We start from the raw sequence: 14276 nt of genomic DNA on the forward strand, positions 1-14276 counted from the left end.
TCAGGACCCGCTGCGGCGGCGCGTCCCCGTCACGACGGCGGTCCCGTCACCTCGGCGGCGGACCACCAGGAACGCCCCGGCCAGGACCATCGCGACCGCGGCCAGGCCGAGTCCGACGAGTCCCGTGGTGCCGGTGAAGGCGAGCTTCGCGATGTGCGCGACCGCCGCGATCCCGGTGGGGTAGGACACCTCGATGGTCGCGCGGACCAGCTGCGCGGCACTGTCGAGCACCGTGTAGTCGATCGAGGTGCGCGCTGCCCAGCCGTGCTCGGGGGTGAACACGACCTGCCCGCGGTCGACCTGCCAGGTGCCCATGCCCTGCACGACGACCCGGTCGGTCGGTGCGCCGGTGGCCGGGTCGACCAGGTGCAGCGTGGTCGCCACGAAGTGCGCTCCGCCGCTGGCGTGGTCGTTGTCGATCGGGCGGATGGTGACCGGGTGGCCCACGGCACCGACAGCCGAGTCGTCCGTGGCGGTGGCGGCCGCGACGACCGTCATGACCGCGGTGGCCGTCGTCGTCTGCCCGGAGGCGTCGGTCACCGTGTAGGTGAACCGGTCCGTGCCGGTGAAGCCGTCCGCGGCCTCGTACAGGTACGAGCCGTCGCGCTGCACCGAGACGGTGCCGTGCGCGGGCTTCCGGTCGAGGGCGGCGGTCAGGCCGGTCCCCCGGTCGTTGCCGAGCAGGCCGTGCCGGGCGTCACGGGCGACCGGGGTGCCCGCGACGGTCCGCGCACTGTCGTCGACGGCGTCGATCCCGACGGTGATCCAGACGGTGGCGTCCGCGGCCTGGCCCTCCAGGTCGTGGTCGCGGTACGTGACCGAGTCCACACCCGAGAAGCCCTGGTCCGGCGTGTAGACGAAGGTCCCTGCGCCGGCGATGCGGACCGTTCCGTGCCGCGCCGTCCCCGCGGACACGACCCGCAGGGCCGAGCCGTGGTCGTTGCCGAGCACGCCCGGGTCGACCGCGGTCACCGGGGTGCCGGCGGCGGTGCTGGTGCGGTCGTCGGTCGCGACCGGGGTGACGGTGATCGTCACGAGGCCGGTCGACGTCGAGCCCTCGGCGTCCACCGCGGTGTACGTGAAGGTGTCGGTGCCCGAGAAGCCGGCAGCCGGCGTGTACACGTACGAGCCGTCCTTGTGGAGCTCGACCGTGCCGTGCTCCGGCTGCCGGTCGATCTTCGCCCAGAGGCCCGCGCCGGAGTCGTCGGTCAGGACGCCCGAGGCCGCGGACACCCGCAGGGTGCCGTTCGTGGTGGTGGTGCCGTGGTCGGCCGTCGCGACGTTGCCGACCAGGACCGTGACCGTGGCGGTCGCGGTCTGCCCGGAGGCGTCGGTCACCGTGTACGTGAACGTGTCCGTGCCGGACCAGCCCGTCGTCGGCGTGTAGACGAGCGAGCCGTCCGCCGCGGTGGTCACCGTGCCGTGGCGCGGAGCGTTGTGGTCCGTGACCGTGAGACCGGTGCCGTGGTCGTTCCCGGTCAGCACGGTCCCGCCGAGCGCGAGCGGAGTGCCGGAGGTGGTCTGCAGCACGTCGTCGGTCGCGGTGGGTGCGACGGTGACGCGCACCGTGGCGGTCGCGGTCGAGCCGGCGCCGTCGGTCACCGCGTAGGTGACGGCGTCGGTGCCCGAGAACCCGTCGGCGGGCGTGTAGGTCACGCCGGTGTCGCGGGCGACCGTGCCGCCGGTGCCGGTCGTGTCGGAGATCCGGACGGTGCCGTTCGCAGCCGTGCCGACGCCGGTCACCCGGAGCGCGGTGCCCTTGTCGTTCTCGGTCACGGCGACGTCGATCGGGGTCCCCGTCGTGGTCGTCGCGGTGTCGTCGACGGCCTTCGGTGCGACGGTGATCGTGACGGTGCCGGTCGTGGTGTTCCCGGAGCCGTCGGTGATCGTCACGTCGAAGGTGTCCTTGCCGGAGTACCCCGGCTCGGGCGTGTACGTGTACGAGCCGTCCTTCCCGACCTCGACGGTGCCGTGGCCCGGGTCCGTGTTGTCGGTGACGGTCAGGCCGGTGCCGGTCGCGCCCTCGAGCACGCCCTTGTCCGCGGGCACCACGAGGGTGCCGTCGGCGGTGGCGTCGGCGTCGGTCGCGGCGACCACGGGCGTGATGGTCACCGTGACGGTGCCCGCGGCCTGCTCGTCGTTCGCGCCGGTGACCCCGTACGGGAAGGTCGCCGTGCCCGAGGTCCCCGGAGCCGGGGTGTACGTGACGGTGCCGTCGGCGTTCAGCACGACGGTGCCGGCGCTGGGCTGCCCGACCGACGTGACGGTGAGGCCGGAGCCGTGGTCGTTGCCGGTCAGGTCACCCGAGGTCACGGTGACGGGCTGGTCGGCCGCGGTGCGGATCCGGTCGTCCTCGGTGCGGGGCGTGACGGTGATCGTCACGAGCCCGGTGCTCTTCTCGTCGGTATCGGACGCGTCCTTCGCCGTGTAGGTGAAGCGGTCCGAGCCCGACCAGTCCGCGGTCGGCGTGTAGGTGTACGAGCCGTCGGCGGCGAGGTCGACCGTGCCGTGCAGCGGCTGCTCGTCGATCGTCGCGGTCAGGCCGGTGCCGTGGTCGTTCGCCAGGACGCCCTCCGCCACGGGGACGGTCAGCGTGGTGGACGCCGGGACGGTCGCGGAGTCCGCGGTGGCCTGCGGTCCGACCACGACGACGACCCAGGTGGAGTCGGTGCCGCCCGAGGCGTCACGGACGTCGTACCAGAACGAGCCGGTACCCGAGAAGCCGTCGGCCGGGGTGAACACGGCGTTGCCGTCCGCGCCGAGCACGACCGTGCCGTTCGCGGCCTTGCCCACGCCGGTGACGGTGAGCCCGGCACCGGAGTCGTTGCTCGTCATGGCCGTCGCCGCGACGGTGACCGGGGTGCCGGCCGTCGTCGAGGTGGTGTCCGGGCGGGCGGTCGGCGAGACCGCGATCGTCACGGTCGCCGGCTGCGACGTCCGGCCGGAGCCGTCGGTCACCGTGTAGGAGAGGGTGTCGGTACCGGACCAGTCGCGGGCCGGGGTGTACTCGACGGCACCGTCCCCGTTCACGACCGCGGTGCCGTGGGCCGGAGCCGTGGCGATCCTCGGCGTGAGGTCGGTACCGGTGTCGTTCCTCGCCACGTCGATCGCGACGGGATCGTTCGCCGTCGTCGCCGCGCGGTCGTCGGCCGCGACGGGCACGACCACCACGGTGACGGTGCCGCTGACGACCGTGCCGGCGCTGTCGGTGGCCTGGTAGGTGAACGTGTCGGTGCCGGAGAACCCGGTCGCGGGCACGTAGGTGTAGGTGCCGTCCGGTGCCAGCGTCAGCGAACCGTGCGTCGGCTCGGTGTTCGAGCGGATCGTCAGGCCGGTGCCGCGGTCGTTGCCGAGGACGCCGTCGGCGCGGGTCGTCGCCGTGGCGGTGCCGCCTGCGGGCAGCGTGATCGTGTCGTCGACCGCTGCGGGGCGCACGAGGACGGTCACGGTGACGGTGTCGGACTTCCCGTTGCCGTCGGTGACCGTGTAGTCGAACGTGTCGTCACCGGAGTAGCCGTCGGCCGGGGTGTACGTGTACGAGCCGTCCTTCCCGACGGTGACCGTGCCGTGTGCGGGCTGGGTCGAGCCGGCGACGGTCAGGCCGGTGCCCTGGTCGTTGCCGAGCAGGCCCGGGGCACCGACGGTGGTCGGTCCGCCGGCGGTCACGGTGATCGCGTCGGCGCCGGCCGCGGGCAGCACCGTCACGGTGACGGTCGCCGTCGTGGTGGTGCCGTTGCCGTCGGTCGCGGTGTAGGTGAAGGAGTCGGTGCCCGAGAAGCCAGGGGCCGGGGTGTACCGGTAGGACCCGTCCTCCCTGAGCTCGAGGGTGCCGTGCGTCGGGTCGGTGTGGCTCGTGATGGTCAGGTCGCTGCCGCCGTCGTTGGCCAGGAGGCCCGTGGTCGCGTCCGCCGTCGCGGTCCCGCCGGCGTGCACCGAGAAGGCGTCGTCGGCGCCGGTCGGCTGGACCGTCACGGTGACGGTGCTCGTCGCGGTCTGCCCGGAGGAGTCCTTCGCCGTGTAGGTGAAGGAGTCGGTGCCGGAGAAGCCCGCGGCCGGCGTGTACGTGTAGGACCCGTCGGCACGGACCGTCGCGGAACCGTGTGCGGGCTGCGTGTTCGAGACGACGCTCAGGCCGGTACCGCTGTCGTTCGCGAGCACACCGTCGGCGGCGCTCTTCATCACCGCGGTACCGGTGGTCGTGGTCGCGGTGTCGGCGGTGGTCGCGACGTGTGTGGCCTTCACGGTGTTGGCGAAGGTGACGACGATGTCGCTGCCGTCCGCGGTCGTCGCGTGCGGGAACACGAAGGACGCGTTGTTGCCGCTTCCCGATGCAACGGTCCGACCGCTGTTCAGCTCGACCGCCTGCCAGGTCGTGTCGTAGTTCGCGAGGTCCGTCGTCCCCTTGGCGGACTGCGTCGCCGTGTAGGTCGTGTCCGGCAGCGTCAGTACGGCACCGGCCTTCGGCGTCTGCGCGCCGGCACTCGTGCTCGTCGTGTCAGCGGTGTTGCCCGCGGAGATCTGATCGCCGTCGACGCGGAGACCGAACTGGTCGCCGGCGTTCCACCGCTCGTCGACGCTCGACTGCGCGGCGAGCGTGTTCGCGTAGTTGCAGGTCGCGAGGTCCGACGGCTGGAAGTCCCCACCGATGGTGAAGCTGTCGACCTGCTTGCCGGAGCTCGGGTTGATCTTGTACATCGTGGTGCCGATGGACGCGTAGAGGTAGCCGTCGGACGAGAACGCGATGCCCGGGCTGCCCCCGGCATCGGCCTGGTTGCTCGGCAGCGTCGCGACCAACGAGGTCGACAGCACCTGTCGACCGGCGGAGGTCGGCACGGTCTCGACGTCGACGCGACGGACCTGGTTGCCGGTCACCACGAAGAGCAGGCCGCGGGTGCTGAAGGCCATGTCGCCGTTCATGCCCGTCTGCAGGTTCCCGAGGGAGCCGACCTGGCCGATGCGGGTCTTCGTGTTCGGGTCGTACGCGCCGAGGTAGGCGCTCGCCCCGTTGCCCGCGTAGTAGTACAGGCCCGTCACCGGGTTGACCGCACCGCGCAGCAACGCACGCGCGCCGGAGGGGTCGGCGTTCTTGACGTCGGGGAGCCGCTGCTCGTTGACCGCGTCGTACGTCGTGATGGTGTTCGCGCTGCCCGCGGGCGTCGTCCCGTTGAACGACGCGTAGGCGGCGACACCGTTCTTCGCGAGTCCGAGGGCGTTGTTGCCCGGGCTCATGCTCGCCTTGACCTCGGAAGCGTGGCTCGTCACGTCGATGGACGCGAGGTCACCCGCACCGTTGATCGCGTACACGGTGTTCTGGTCGCAACGGAGTCCGGACGCAGCCGCAGCCGGGTCGGCCACCACGGCCTGGGTGAGACCGACGGCGCCGAGCAGGGCGACGCCGAGCATGGCGACGGTACGGATACCGGGTCGTGGGCGCGCGTGAGCGCGTGCGGGCACACGGGTGCCCTGGTGCACAGGCAGCATGAGTCACTTTCGGGTCGAGACGATGCCGACGCCGAGCTGTCGTGACGGTCCGTGCAGAGGGACGGTCGCTGGCGTCGTCCCGATCCTGGCAGGACACTGAGTGCACCAGGGGTCAACACCGGTCCCCAGTGTGGGGGACCCTCCTCGAACTGGGGGTGCATGCTTCCGCCCCGTCGCGAGGGTCGCGGCGGGCGCGCAACGACGGGAGGCCCGGATCACGTCCGCCGTGTGGCGGAGGTGACCCGGGCCTCCCGGTCGGATCGTTGCTCAGTCGAGCGTGCGGCGCACGTCCGGCAGCAGCTGGTGGAGCCGCTCGGCGAGGCGGTCCTGCGCCTCGTGCAGCGAGCGGAAGTCGCCGACGTACTGACCGAAGGTGTCGGACACGAAGAAGTGTGCGCCCTGCTGGTCGATCACGCCGCCGTAGTAGCCGCCGTAGTTCGCCGCCCAGAGCCCCGCGTCGGCCTCGGACCAGACGACGTGCGCCCGGGCCGGTGCATCGGGGGACACGACGCCGGCAGCGATGCCGGTGATGACCTCGATGGTCGCCGTGTCCACGGTCACCTCGGCCTGCTGGCTGTTGGCGACGCTGGTGCTCATGGTGGTGCTCCTCGTGCTGCTGTGGTGCTGGACGGTGCTGGTGGTTCGGGCCGTGCTGGTGGTGCGGGTCTGGCTGGTGGTGCTGACCGCGAGGGCCGGATGGTCGTCGGGCACTACGCGACCGGACGGATCACGGCCGGCAGCATCACGTGGAGCTGGTCCGAGAGCTTCGTCTGGGCTTCTTCGAGCGTGGCGAAGTCGCCGACGACGAGTCCGAAGGTGTCCGAGGCCACGTAGCGGCCGTCGCGCTTGTCGACGCTGCCGCCGAAGTAGCCGCCGTAGTTGGCGATCCACTCGCCGTCGTCCTCCTGCGTCCACGTGGTCTTGGCACGTGCTGCGCGGCCGGAGTGCTCTGCCTCGGCCTCGAGGATCGCGATGACGTCGACCGTGTCGGTGTCGAGGGTGACCTCGCGGGTGTCGGTGGTGACGGTGGTGCTCATGTCGCTCTCCTTCGCGATCCGGGGTACATCAGGTGATGGTGCAACCGTACGAGAACGTCCCCCGGGGACGCCAGCGATGCCCGTCCATTCACGGGTTTCGTGCATACGGATCGGGGTACAGCCCCGGATTTCCGGGGTCGGGGGACTCGGGAACGGGGTACAGGTGCGCGATCGGGGTACTCGTTCCGTGGATGAACCGGTTCCCGCGGGTTCGCGAGGTCCCCTCGCGTCCATCCCGGACGGGAGGCGCGGCCCGCTAGCGTCGTTCCCGATGAGCACCAGGACGAGGACCACGATCGTGCGCAGCGGGATGGTGGCTGCGGTCGTGCTCGTGGGCGCGGTCCTGCTGGTGCCCGGCCTCGCGGACCGCGCCCGGTCCGCGCTGCTCCACCTCGTGGGCGCGCTGCGCGCGCTCGGGCACGGCACCCTGACGCTCGGTGACGGCTTCGTGGCCGCGATCGCGGTGACCCTGGTGACCGCCCTGCTGCCGGTGCTGCTGGCGGGGGCGAGCCGGGCCTCCCGGCCGGCCGGGGTGGCGGGACGCGCCCTGGTGAGCGCCGTCGTCGTGCTGGCGGCCGCCGTCGCCGTGGCGGCACAGTCCTCCACCCCGGGCGAGCGGTTCCGGTCCGTCGTGCTCGCGGGCCTCGTCGGGGTCGCGATCGGGGCGCTGCTCGACGCAGCCTGGCACGCACGGCACCGCGCCGCGCACGCGTCGGGACGCACGAGGCGGGTGGCGTGGACGCTCGCGGCCGCCTACGCGCTCCTGGTGGTGCTCGTGGCGACGGCGGGCTCCCCCGTCGACCGCGGGATCCACCCGTGGCTGACGCGCGCGATCGCGGCGGGGCACCGGCTCGGCGCTCCGCAGTGGCTCGACTACGGATCGGTCGAGTTCACCGCGAACGTGCTCTTCTTCGTGCCGTTCGGGTTCTTCGTGCTGCTGCTCTTCGGGGCACGCGCGTGGTGGGTCGGCATGCTCGGCGGGTTCCTGGCGAGCTGCGCGATCGAGACGGTGCAGGCACTGTTCCTGCCAGCGCGGTTCGCGTCGGTGGACGACGTGCTGTCGAACACCTCCGGAGCGGTGCTCGGGGTCCTGCTGGGGATCGTGGTGCTGGGGCGGGCCCGCGTGAGCGCGGCTGGCGGACAGTCGCGGGCCGCAGTGTGACGATCTGACGACGGACGAACCGCTCGGCCTGTGCGCGGCCTACGGTCAGCGCATGGACCCGAACCCCGATCGGAAGCACCATCGCCCCTACCGCCGGCCGTCGACCTTCCCCTGGTGGCTGTGGATCGTCGCGCCGCTCGTCGTGATCGCCGTCGTGGCGATCGCCCTCGTCGTCACCTGAGCCGCCCGACCTGATCCGTCCTCGTTCCTCCATCGACGACAGCACGAAGCCCCCGGCACCGAGGTGCCGGGGGCTTCGTTCAGTTCAGCTGCGCTCAGGCGGCGTCGTTCTGACGACGGACCGACTTGCGGGCGACCAGGAGGCCACCACCGAGGACGATGGCGCCGCCGGCAGCCCAGAGGCCGAGCGTCGAGATGGTGCCACCGGTGAAGGCGAGCTGGCCGGGGGTGCCGGAGTTGCCGTTCGAGCCGACCGTGACGGCGGTGTCGCCGGGGGCGACGGTGAACGAGGCGAGGCCGACGACGCCCGAGGTGGCGCCCGTGGCGGTCAGGTTGTAGGTACCCGAAGCGCCGGCCGGGAAGGTGACCTTGACGACGAGCGCGCCGGTCGGCGAAGCCGTGTATGCCTTCGAGACCGTCGTGGTCGGCAGCGCACCGAGGGTCACGGCGCCGGCGCCGGTCACCTGGACGTTGACGGTCTCGCCGTTCTGGAACGCACCGTCGGTGAAGCTGACGTTGGCGGTGCCGCCCGCGCTGTAGGTGCCCGAGACGGAGACGCTCGAGTCCGGCGCGTAGCCGGCAGCGTTCGCCGCGGTCGGGATGGCGATGAACGCTGCGCCCGCGAGGACGGCAGCTGCGATGAGCTTCTTCATGAAGTGTTTCCCCTAAGAATCTGATCCTGCAGACCCTGACGCCCAGAGCCCGTGGCACTCCCCCCAAACGCAAGCCGTGAAGGAGCAAGCGGTCGCTATGGCGAAGTTCCCTCAATCTAGCGGGAATCCTCAGGTTGTTGCCACCTGATCCGAAACTTTTTCGAGATCGGCCCAGCCCTGGTGCGCATGAGGGACAGCTGAGGGGCGCTTGCACCCTCTGCTCGGGGCGCGGTAGCAGAATCATAAGCCCAGGTCAGAGGCACTATCCGACGGATCCACCCCGCCCATCCCGCCGCTCGGTTTGTTCCTGAGACCGGCTGAGCCGCGTGCTCAGAAAAGTCCTGAACCCCCCACTCTGGGGACAACATGAACCGCGATGCACGGCTCGACACGCCGTCGCCTCCGTTCCGTGGACGGGCCGCGGACGTATGGTTCGCGCTCAGCCCGCGGGGACCGGGTCCTTGCACTCGAACTGGAGGGGCTCGACCTTGCCCTGCTTGACGCCGGGCGTCGAGATCGCCTCGACACCGGCGTTCGCGAACTTGGCGTCGCCGAGGTACGCGACGCGGAAGGTCGTGCTCTCCCCCGGCGCGAGCAGCGTCTGCAGCTGCGTGACCGGGTGCCCGCCGTCGGTCGCCGTCTGCACGCCGACCTGCTTGCCGTCCTGCGTCGAGCCGAGGTAGATGGCGTTCTCCGGGGCGTAGACCGCAACGAGCGTCTTGATCTTGCCCGGCTCAGTGCCGAAGTCCCCACCACCGGTCACGTAGCGCGGGAGACTGGTCGCGGCATCCGCGGGAGCCGTGTTCTTGAGCGTGACCTGGACCACGGAGGTCGGACGACCGTCCTGCCGGCAGACGGACGATCCGACCGACACGGTCTTGTCGAGGTAGTAGTCCATCTTCGAACCGGTGCCGTCGTTCAGGTAGACGCCGAACTGCCGGGTCTCACGCGATGCGGTGGGGAGCTCGCCGGCCAGCGCTGTGCCGTCGAGACGCTGCTGCTCGTCCTCCGTCGCACTCCACAAGCGGAGGCGCCCCTCGTCGGTCCCCTGGGTCAGCGCTCCGATGAACCGCTTCGCGTCGAAGCCACCGCTCGACACCTTGTCGAAGACCGCGCTCGCGGCCGACGCGAAGAAGGCGTCCTGCACCGCAGGGTCCGAGTACTTCGTGTAGACGTCGCTCAGCAACAGCTGGACGGCGTTGTCCGCAGTGAGCGTGTCACCCGTTGCCAGCTGCACCGGCCCCGTCGCCCGGAGCATGTAGCTCAGCGTCACCGGGTCCATCGCGAGGACACCGTCGACCTCCTGCCCGAACTTCTGCTTCCACATCTCGCGGGCGAGCTGTGCCGTCACATCGAAGCGGGGCGTGAGGTTCACGTCCTGCATGTACCTGCCGGTGATGTCGCCGTACAGACTGGCCGTGTCCGCCTCAAGCGGAAGCACTGGCTGCTCGTAGGGACCGAACGACGAACCCGCAGCCTGGTTCTCGAGCTTGATCGACCCGTCCTGCACCTTGAGCAGCGCGACGGCCCCTGGGATGCCCCCGCCGGCGCGGAGCTCGGCGTTGTTCTGGAACAGCAGCACGTAGTTGCGCTCGCCGTCCCGAGCGAGCATCGCCGGTGCGAGCTGCACGACGCGGTTGGCCGTGTCGACCTGCGTCGACGCGGACTGCACGGCGTTCCGCAGCTGGTTGACCGCAGACGTCACCGGCGAGAGCGTGCCGCTCGTGTCGATCGCCTGCGCATCGCGGTCGGCCTTGGTCAGCGTCTCGGCCGCCTGCGCGACCGCCGGCTGCGCCTTCACGAGCGGGTCCAGATCGACCTTGCCGTCCTTCGGCGCGAACGAGTCGACGCCGAGTCCACCGACGACGCCGGCGACGGGACTCACCGCACCGTCAGCTACATCGTCGACGACCACGGCGACCTCGCGTACAGCTCGGAGGTTCGTCCCGAAGAACGGGACGTACTGGGCGGCGCCCCACACCGGGTCGCCGGTGAGCGACCGGGCCGCGGACGCCTCGTCCTCCAGGTGCTCCGCGGTCTGCTGCGCGGCGCTCGTGTCGGCGTCCGTCAACTGCGACCGCAGCGTGCTGACGTCGGACACCGCGCGTTCGAGGTGCCCCTTGGCGAGCACACCGCGCACCCCCACCCAGACGACGGCGAGGATCAGCAGGAGGACGACGGCCAGGACGGTCCACAGCACGACGCGGGCCCTGGACCCCCGGCTCTCTGCAGCGCGTCGCGACTCGGGCTGGTCGGACATGAGGTAATCCTACGGTCCCTCATGTCCGACCGAGGTCACTGCCGAACCGAGTCTGCGTGCTCGCGGTACCAATCGATGGTGCTGCGGAGGCCCTCTTCGAGCCCGATCTGTGCGGTCCAACCTGCTTCGGCGAGCTTGGACACGTCGAGGAGCTTCTGCGGAGTGCCGTCGGGCTTGGACGTGTCCCAGACCGTCTCACCCTCGAAGCCGACGACCCTCGCGATGGTCTCGGCGATCTCCCGGATCGTGACATCCGACCCCGTACCGACGTTCACCTGGTCCGGACCGTCGTAGTGCTCGATGAGGTGGAAGACAGCGGAGGCCATGTCGTCGACGTGCAGGAACTCGCGGCGGGGTGACCCCGTGCCCCAGTTCTCCACCTGGTGGACACCCTGCTGCACAGCTTCGTCGTACCGACGGATGAGGGCGGGCAGCACGTGCGACCCCTTGGGCGAGAAGTTGTCGCCTGGCCCGTAGAGGTTGGTCGGCATCGCGGAGATCCAGGAACGACCGTGCTGACGTCGTACTGCCTGCACCTGCAGGATCCCGGCGATCTTCGCGATCGCGTACGCGTCGTTGGTCGGTTCGAGGTGCCCGGTGAGGAGGGAGTCCTCCTGGATCGGCTGTTCCGCCAGCTTCGGGTAGATGCAGGACGATCCGAGGAACACGAGACGCTCGACACCGTGCTCGACGGCCGCGTCCATGACGTTGACCTGGATCTGCAGGTTCTCGCTCAGGAAGTCGTGCGGGTACGTGTCATTGGCGAGGATGCCACCGACCTTGGCCGCCGCCAGGACGACGTGCTTCGGTTGCTCCTGCGCAAAGAAGTCGAAGACGGCGACACGGTCCTTGAGGTCGAGTTCGGACGAGGTCCGTCCGATCAGATCGGTGAAGCCTTCTGCTGCGAACTTCCGTTGGACCGCCGACCCGACGAGACCACGGTGTCCAGCGATGTAGACGCGGTCGTCACGATCAAGCGGCCCTGGGGTGAACTCGGCCGCCATCAGGACTCCCAGCTCGCAAGCTTGACGGTGTCGATCCACGGCCGACCCTCGTGCTGGAGCGCTTCGATGTCCGCGTCGACCATGATCCGAGCGAGCTCCGCAGTGTCGACCGTGGCCTCCCAACCAAGCTTCTCCTTCGCCTTCGACGCGTCGCCGACCAGGGCGTCGACCTCACTCGGGCGGAGGTACCGCTCGTCGAACCGCACGTGGTCCTCCCAGTTCAGCCCGGCGTGGGTGAACGCCGTCGACAGGAAGTCCTTGACGGTGAAGTTCCCGCCGGTCGCGAGGACGAAGTCGTCCGGTTCATCCGCCTGCAGCATGCGCCACATGCCCTCGACGTACTCCGCCGCGTACCCCCAGTCCCGGACTGAGTCGAGGTTGCCGAGGTAGACGTGGTCTTCCATGCCCGCCTTGATCCGGGCAACTGCGCGCGTGATCTTGCGCGTCACGAACGTCTCGCCTCGCCGAGGGGACTCGTGGTTGAAGAGGATGCCGTTGACCGCGAACATGTCGTACGCCTCGCGGTAGTTGCGAGTGACCCAGTAGCTGTAGACCTTTGCGGCACCGTACGGCGAGCGCGGCCAGAACGGGGTCTCCTCGTTCTGCGGAGGTGGGGTCGCCCCGAACATCTCCGACGACGACGCCTGGTAGAAGCGCGTGTGGATACCGGACATGCGGACGGCCTCGAGCATGCGCATCGATCCGACGCCCGTGACGTCACCGGTGTGCTCGGGCTCGTCGAAGGACACGCGCACGTGCGACTGCGCGGCGAGGTTGTAGACCTCGTCGGGCTTCAGCTCACCGAGGAGGCTCACGAGACGGGCACCGTCGCCGAGGTCCCCGTAGTGCAGGAAGAGCTTGGCGTCGGGGTTGTGGGGGTCGACGTAGAGGTGGTCGATGCGCGAGGTGTTGAACGTCGACGCACGACGGATGACACCGTGCACCTCGTACCCCTTGCGAAGCAGAAGTTCGGCCAGGTACGACCCGTCCTGTCCCGTGATGCCCGTGATGAGCGCGCGCTTGGTCAAGCAGTCCCCGATTCCCTAGTAGTAGTTGATCTACGGCTGGTCGCCAGCCTGATCAGCAGGTGAGTAAATCTATCGAACGATGCTTCCGCAGTCAGACGCTCGGTCCGGAACCGTCGACCAGACGCGCCCATCGCCCGGGCTCGCTGAGTGTCTCCGGCGAGCGCGAGCGCTGCGTCAAGCAGAGCCTGCGGGTCGCCGGCGGGCACAACTGGCCCCGCTCCCGCGAGGAGTACCTCACTCTCTGTGACACTGCCGGGGTCTGTAGCGGCGATGACTGGTAGCCCTGTGCTGAAGTACGAGGTGAGCTTGCTCGGGACAGCCATGCCCGCAACTCCAGCACGCTCGTTCACCAGCAGCGCATCAGCGGAAGCGAGCGCATCGCGGAACTCGTCGTCGGGGAGAGAAGCAATCATCTCCACGTTGGCCACCCCGGCGGCGAGTTCAGCAAGGGCCGAGCGTTGGTTCCCGTCTCCGAGCAGGACGAAACGCACTCGCGAACCGGTCGCAGCTGCGAGGCGAGCCGCGTCCACCACGTTCTCGAGGCCTTGCTTCACCCCCATGTTCCCCGCATGCAGGACGACGAACTCCGACGGCTCCCAGCCGAGGGCAGCGCGTGATGCGTCGCGATCGACCTGCCAGTCGTCGTCGAGGTGGGACCAGTTCCGTACGACCTCGACTGAAGCAGGACGAACACCGAGCTCCTCGACGACGGTGTCGCGGAACCGCTCGTGGATCACGACAACCGCATCGGCAGACCGCAGTGTCCACTTCTCGATCGCACCGATGAGCCGGCTTGACACACCAGGACGTCCGACGCCGAGCTCCCGAAGACCGAGGGTGTACAGGTCCTGCACCCAAACTACGACCGGACGCCGCGTCACGAGACGCGCCTTCACCAGCGCCGCTGCGCACGAGATGAGCGCAGGTGAAACCAGGACGACGACGTCTGGCCTCGCAAACCGCGTGCAAATCGCCGCGACGCCGAAGGACAGTTCAGAGAGAGCGCGCGCAACTCCCCCGGGCTTCGATGGGAGCCGATGCCGTCGCCTGACCACCATCACCCCGTCTTCGACAGAGACGCGCGAACGAGGGGGGCGTCCTCCAGCGAAGCGCCACTGTGGATAGTGCGGGAACCCACTCAGCACCCGTACGCGCCACGATCGAGACGCAAGTTCCCTGGCCAACCCGCCGGTGTAGGGAGCGATCCCCGTTGATTCGGGCCCGTAGTTGAGCCCGACGATCGTCACGGATCCTGCTCTTTGCACACGTGATGGTAACAGGTGCTCAGTTTAGTGGGCACGTTCCGCAAGTCCGGTGCAGCCCTCGAGGCTCCAAACGTCAAGTCAGCCCGTTCAAGCCCCTCAGTCAGAGCTTGACCGAAGCACTCGTGACTCAGATGATCGACGTCGGGGCGGATCCACCGGGACCGTTCCGTGAGCAAGCGCCTCGCCTTCTTGGCGAATCCGCGACC

Annotated in this window: 10 protein-coding genes; 2 read left to right on the forward strand and 8 right to left on the reverse strand. The window is 69.7% G+C overall.

What is annotated here, in order from left to right:
- From M3677_RS10035 to M3677_RS10045, 3 genes are all read right to left on the reverse strand, one after another.
- Nucleotides 1-5403 carry an Ig-like domain-containing protein gene (locus tag M3677_RS10035; RefSeq protein WP_251160447.1) on the reverse strand — a complete coding sequence of 1801 codons (5403 nt, stop codon included), beginning with the start codon at nucleotides 5401-5403 and terminating at the stop codon, nucleotides 1-3.
- A 345-nt stretch (nucleotides 5404-5748) separates the two neighbouring features.
- Nucleotides 5749-6078, reverse strand: coding sequence for a hypothetical protein (locus tag M3677_RS10040; protein ID WP_209684057.1), 330 nt, complete (start codon nucleotides 6076-6078; stop codon nucleotides 5749-5751).
- A 113-nt stretch (nucleotides 6079-6191) separates the two neighbouring features.
- Nucleotides 6192-6518, reverse strand: coding sequence for a hypothetical protein (locus M3677_RS10045; protein WP_066652101.1), 327 nt, complete (start codon nucleotides 6516-6518; stop codon nucleotides 6192-6194).
- Nucleotides 6519-6789: 271 nt separating this feature from the next.
- Here M3677_RS10045 and M3677_RS10050 point away from each other — a divergent pair, with 271 nt between their 5' ends.
- The gene (locus M3677_RS10050; RefSeq protein ID WP_251160448.1) at nucleotides 6790-7680 is read left to right on the forward strand and encodes a VanZ family protein; all 891 of its coding nucleotides are present in this window, start codon (nucleotides 6790-6792) and stop codon (nucleotides 7678-7680) included.
- Nucleotides 7681-7732: 52 nt separating this feature from the next.
- Complete coding sequence (locus tag M3677_RS18060) at nucleotides 7733-7861, forward strand: hypothetical protein (RefSeq protein ID WP_268746769.1); 129 nt, start codon at nucleotides 7733-7735, stop codon at nucleotides 7859-7861.
- Nucleotides 7862-7955: 94 nt separating this feature from the next.
- On the opposite strand, the gene M3677_RS10055 is transcribed toward M3677_RS18060, so the two are convergent.
- The 5 genes from M3677_RS10055 to M3677_RS10075 form a co-directional block, all read right to left on the reverse strand.
- Complete coding sequence (locus tag M3677_RS10055) at nucleotides 7956-8513, reverse strand: hypothetical protein (protein ID WP_251155392.1); 558 nt, start codon at nucleotides 8511-8513, stop codon at nucleotides 7956-7958.
- A 439-nt stretch (nucleotides 8514-8952) separates the two neighbouring features.
- Nucleotides 8953-10773, reverse strand: a complete 1821-nt coding sequence (locus M3677_RS10060; protein WP_251160449.1) for a DUF4012 domain-containing protein — start codon at nucleotides 10771-10773, stop codon at nucleotides 8953-8955.
- Between the two features lie 35 nt (nucleotides 10774-10808).
- On the reverse strand, nucleotides 10809-11777 hold the full coding sequence (locus tag M3677_RS10065; protein WP_251160450.1) for a GDP-L-fucose synthase: 969 nt from the start codon (nucleotides 11775-11777) through the stop codon (nucleotides 10809-10811).
- Nucleotides 11777-12805 carry a GDP-mannose 4,6-dehydratase gene (gmd, locus tag M3677_RS10070; RefSeq protein WP_251155395.1) on the reverse strand — a complete coding sequence of 343 codons (1029 nt, stop codon included), beginning with the start codon at nucleotides 12803-12805 and terminating at the stop codon, nucleotides 11777-11779. Before gmd ends, M3677_RS10065 begins: the two co-directional genes overlap by 1 nt.
- A complete protein-coding gene (locus M3677_RS10075) occupies nucleotides 12802-14070 on the reverse strand; it encodes a glycosyltransferase family 4 protein (protein ID WP_308201976.1) in 1269 nt (422 codons plus the stop codon). The genes gmd and M3677_RS10075 overlap by 4 nt, the downstream gene beginning before the upstream one ends.
- Nucleotides 14071-14276 lie beyond the last annotated feature (206 nt).

This window comes from Curtobacterium sp. P97, from assembly GCF_023712445.1.
In the GTDB taxonomy this organism is placed as follows: Bacteria; Actinomycetota; Actinomycetes; order Actinomycetales; family Microbacteriaceae; genus Curtobacterium.

Bases quoted from the DNA above. Each gene is read 5' to 3' on its own strand.
- M3677_RS10035 (WP_251160447.1), bottom strand. From the start codon at position 5,403: ATGCTCGGCGTCGCCCTGCTCGGCGCCGTCGGTCTCACCCAGGCCGTG.
- M3677_RS10040 (WP_209684057.1), bottom strand. From the start codon at position 6,078: ATGAGCACCAGCGTCGCCAACAGCCAGCAGGCCGAGGTGACCGTGGAC.
- M3677_RS10045 (WP_066652101.1), bottom strand. From the start codon at position 6,518: ATGAGCACCACCGTCACCACCGACACCCGCGAGGTCACCCTCGACACC.
- M3677_RS10050 (WP_251160448.1), top strand. From the start codon at position 6,790: ATGAGCACCAGGACGAGGACCACGATCGTGCGCAGCGGGATGGTGGCT.
- M3677_RS18060 (WP_268746769.1), top strand. From the start codon at position 7,733: ATGGACCCGAACCCCGATCGGAAGCACCATCGCCCCTACCGCCGGCCG.
- M3677_RS10055 (WP_251155392.1), bottom strand. From the start codon at position 8,513: ATGAAGAAGCTCATCGCAGCTGCCGTCCTCGCGGGCGCAGCGTTCATC.
- M3677_RS10060 (WP_251160449.1), bottom strand. From the start codon at position 10,773: ATGTCCGACCAGCCCGAGTCGCGACGCGCTGCAGAGAGCCGGGGGTCC.
- M3677_RS10065 (WP_251160450.1), bottom strand. From the start codon at position 11,777: ATGGCGGCCGAGTTCACCCCAGGGCCGCTTGATCGTGACGACCGCGTC.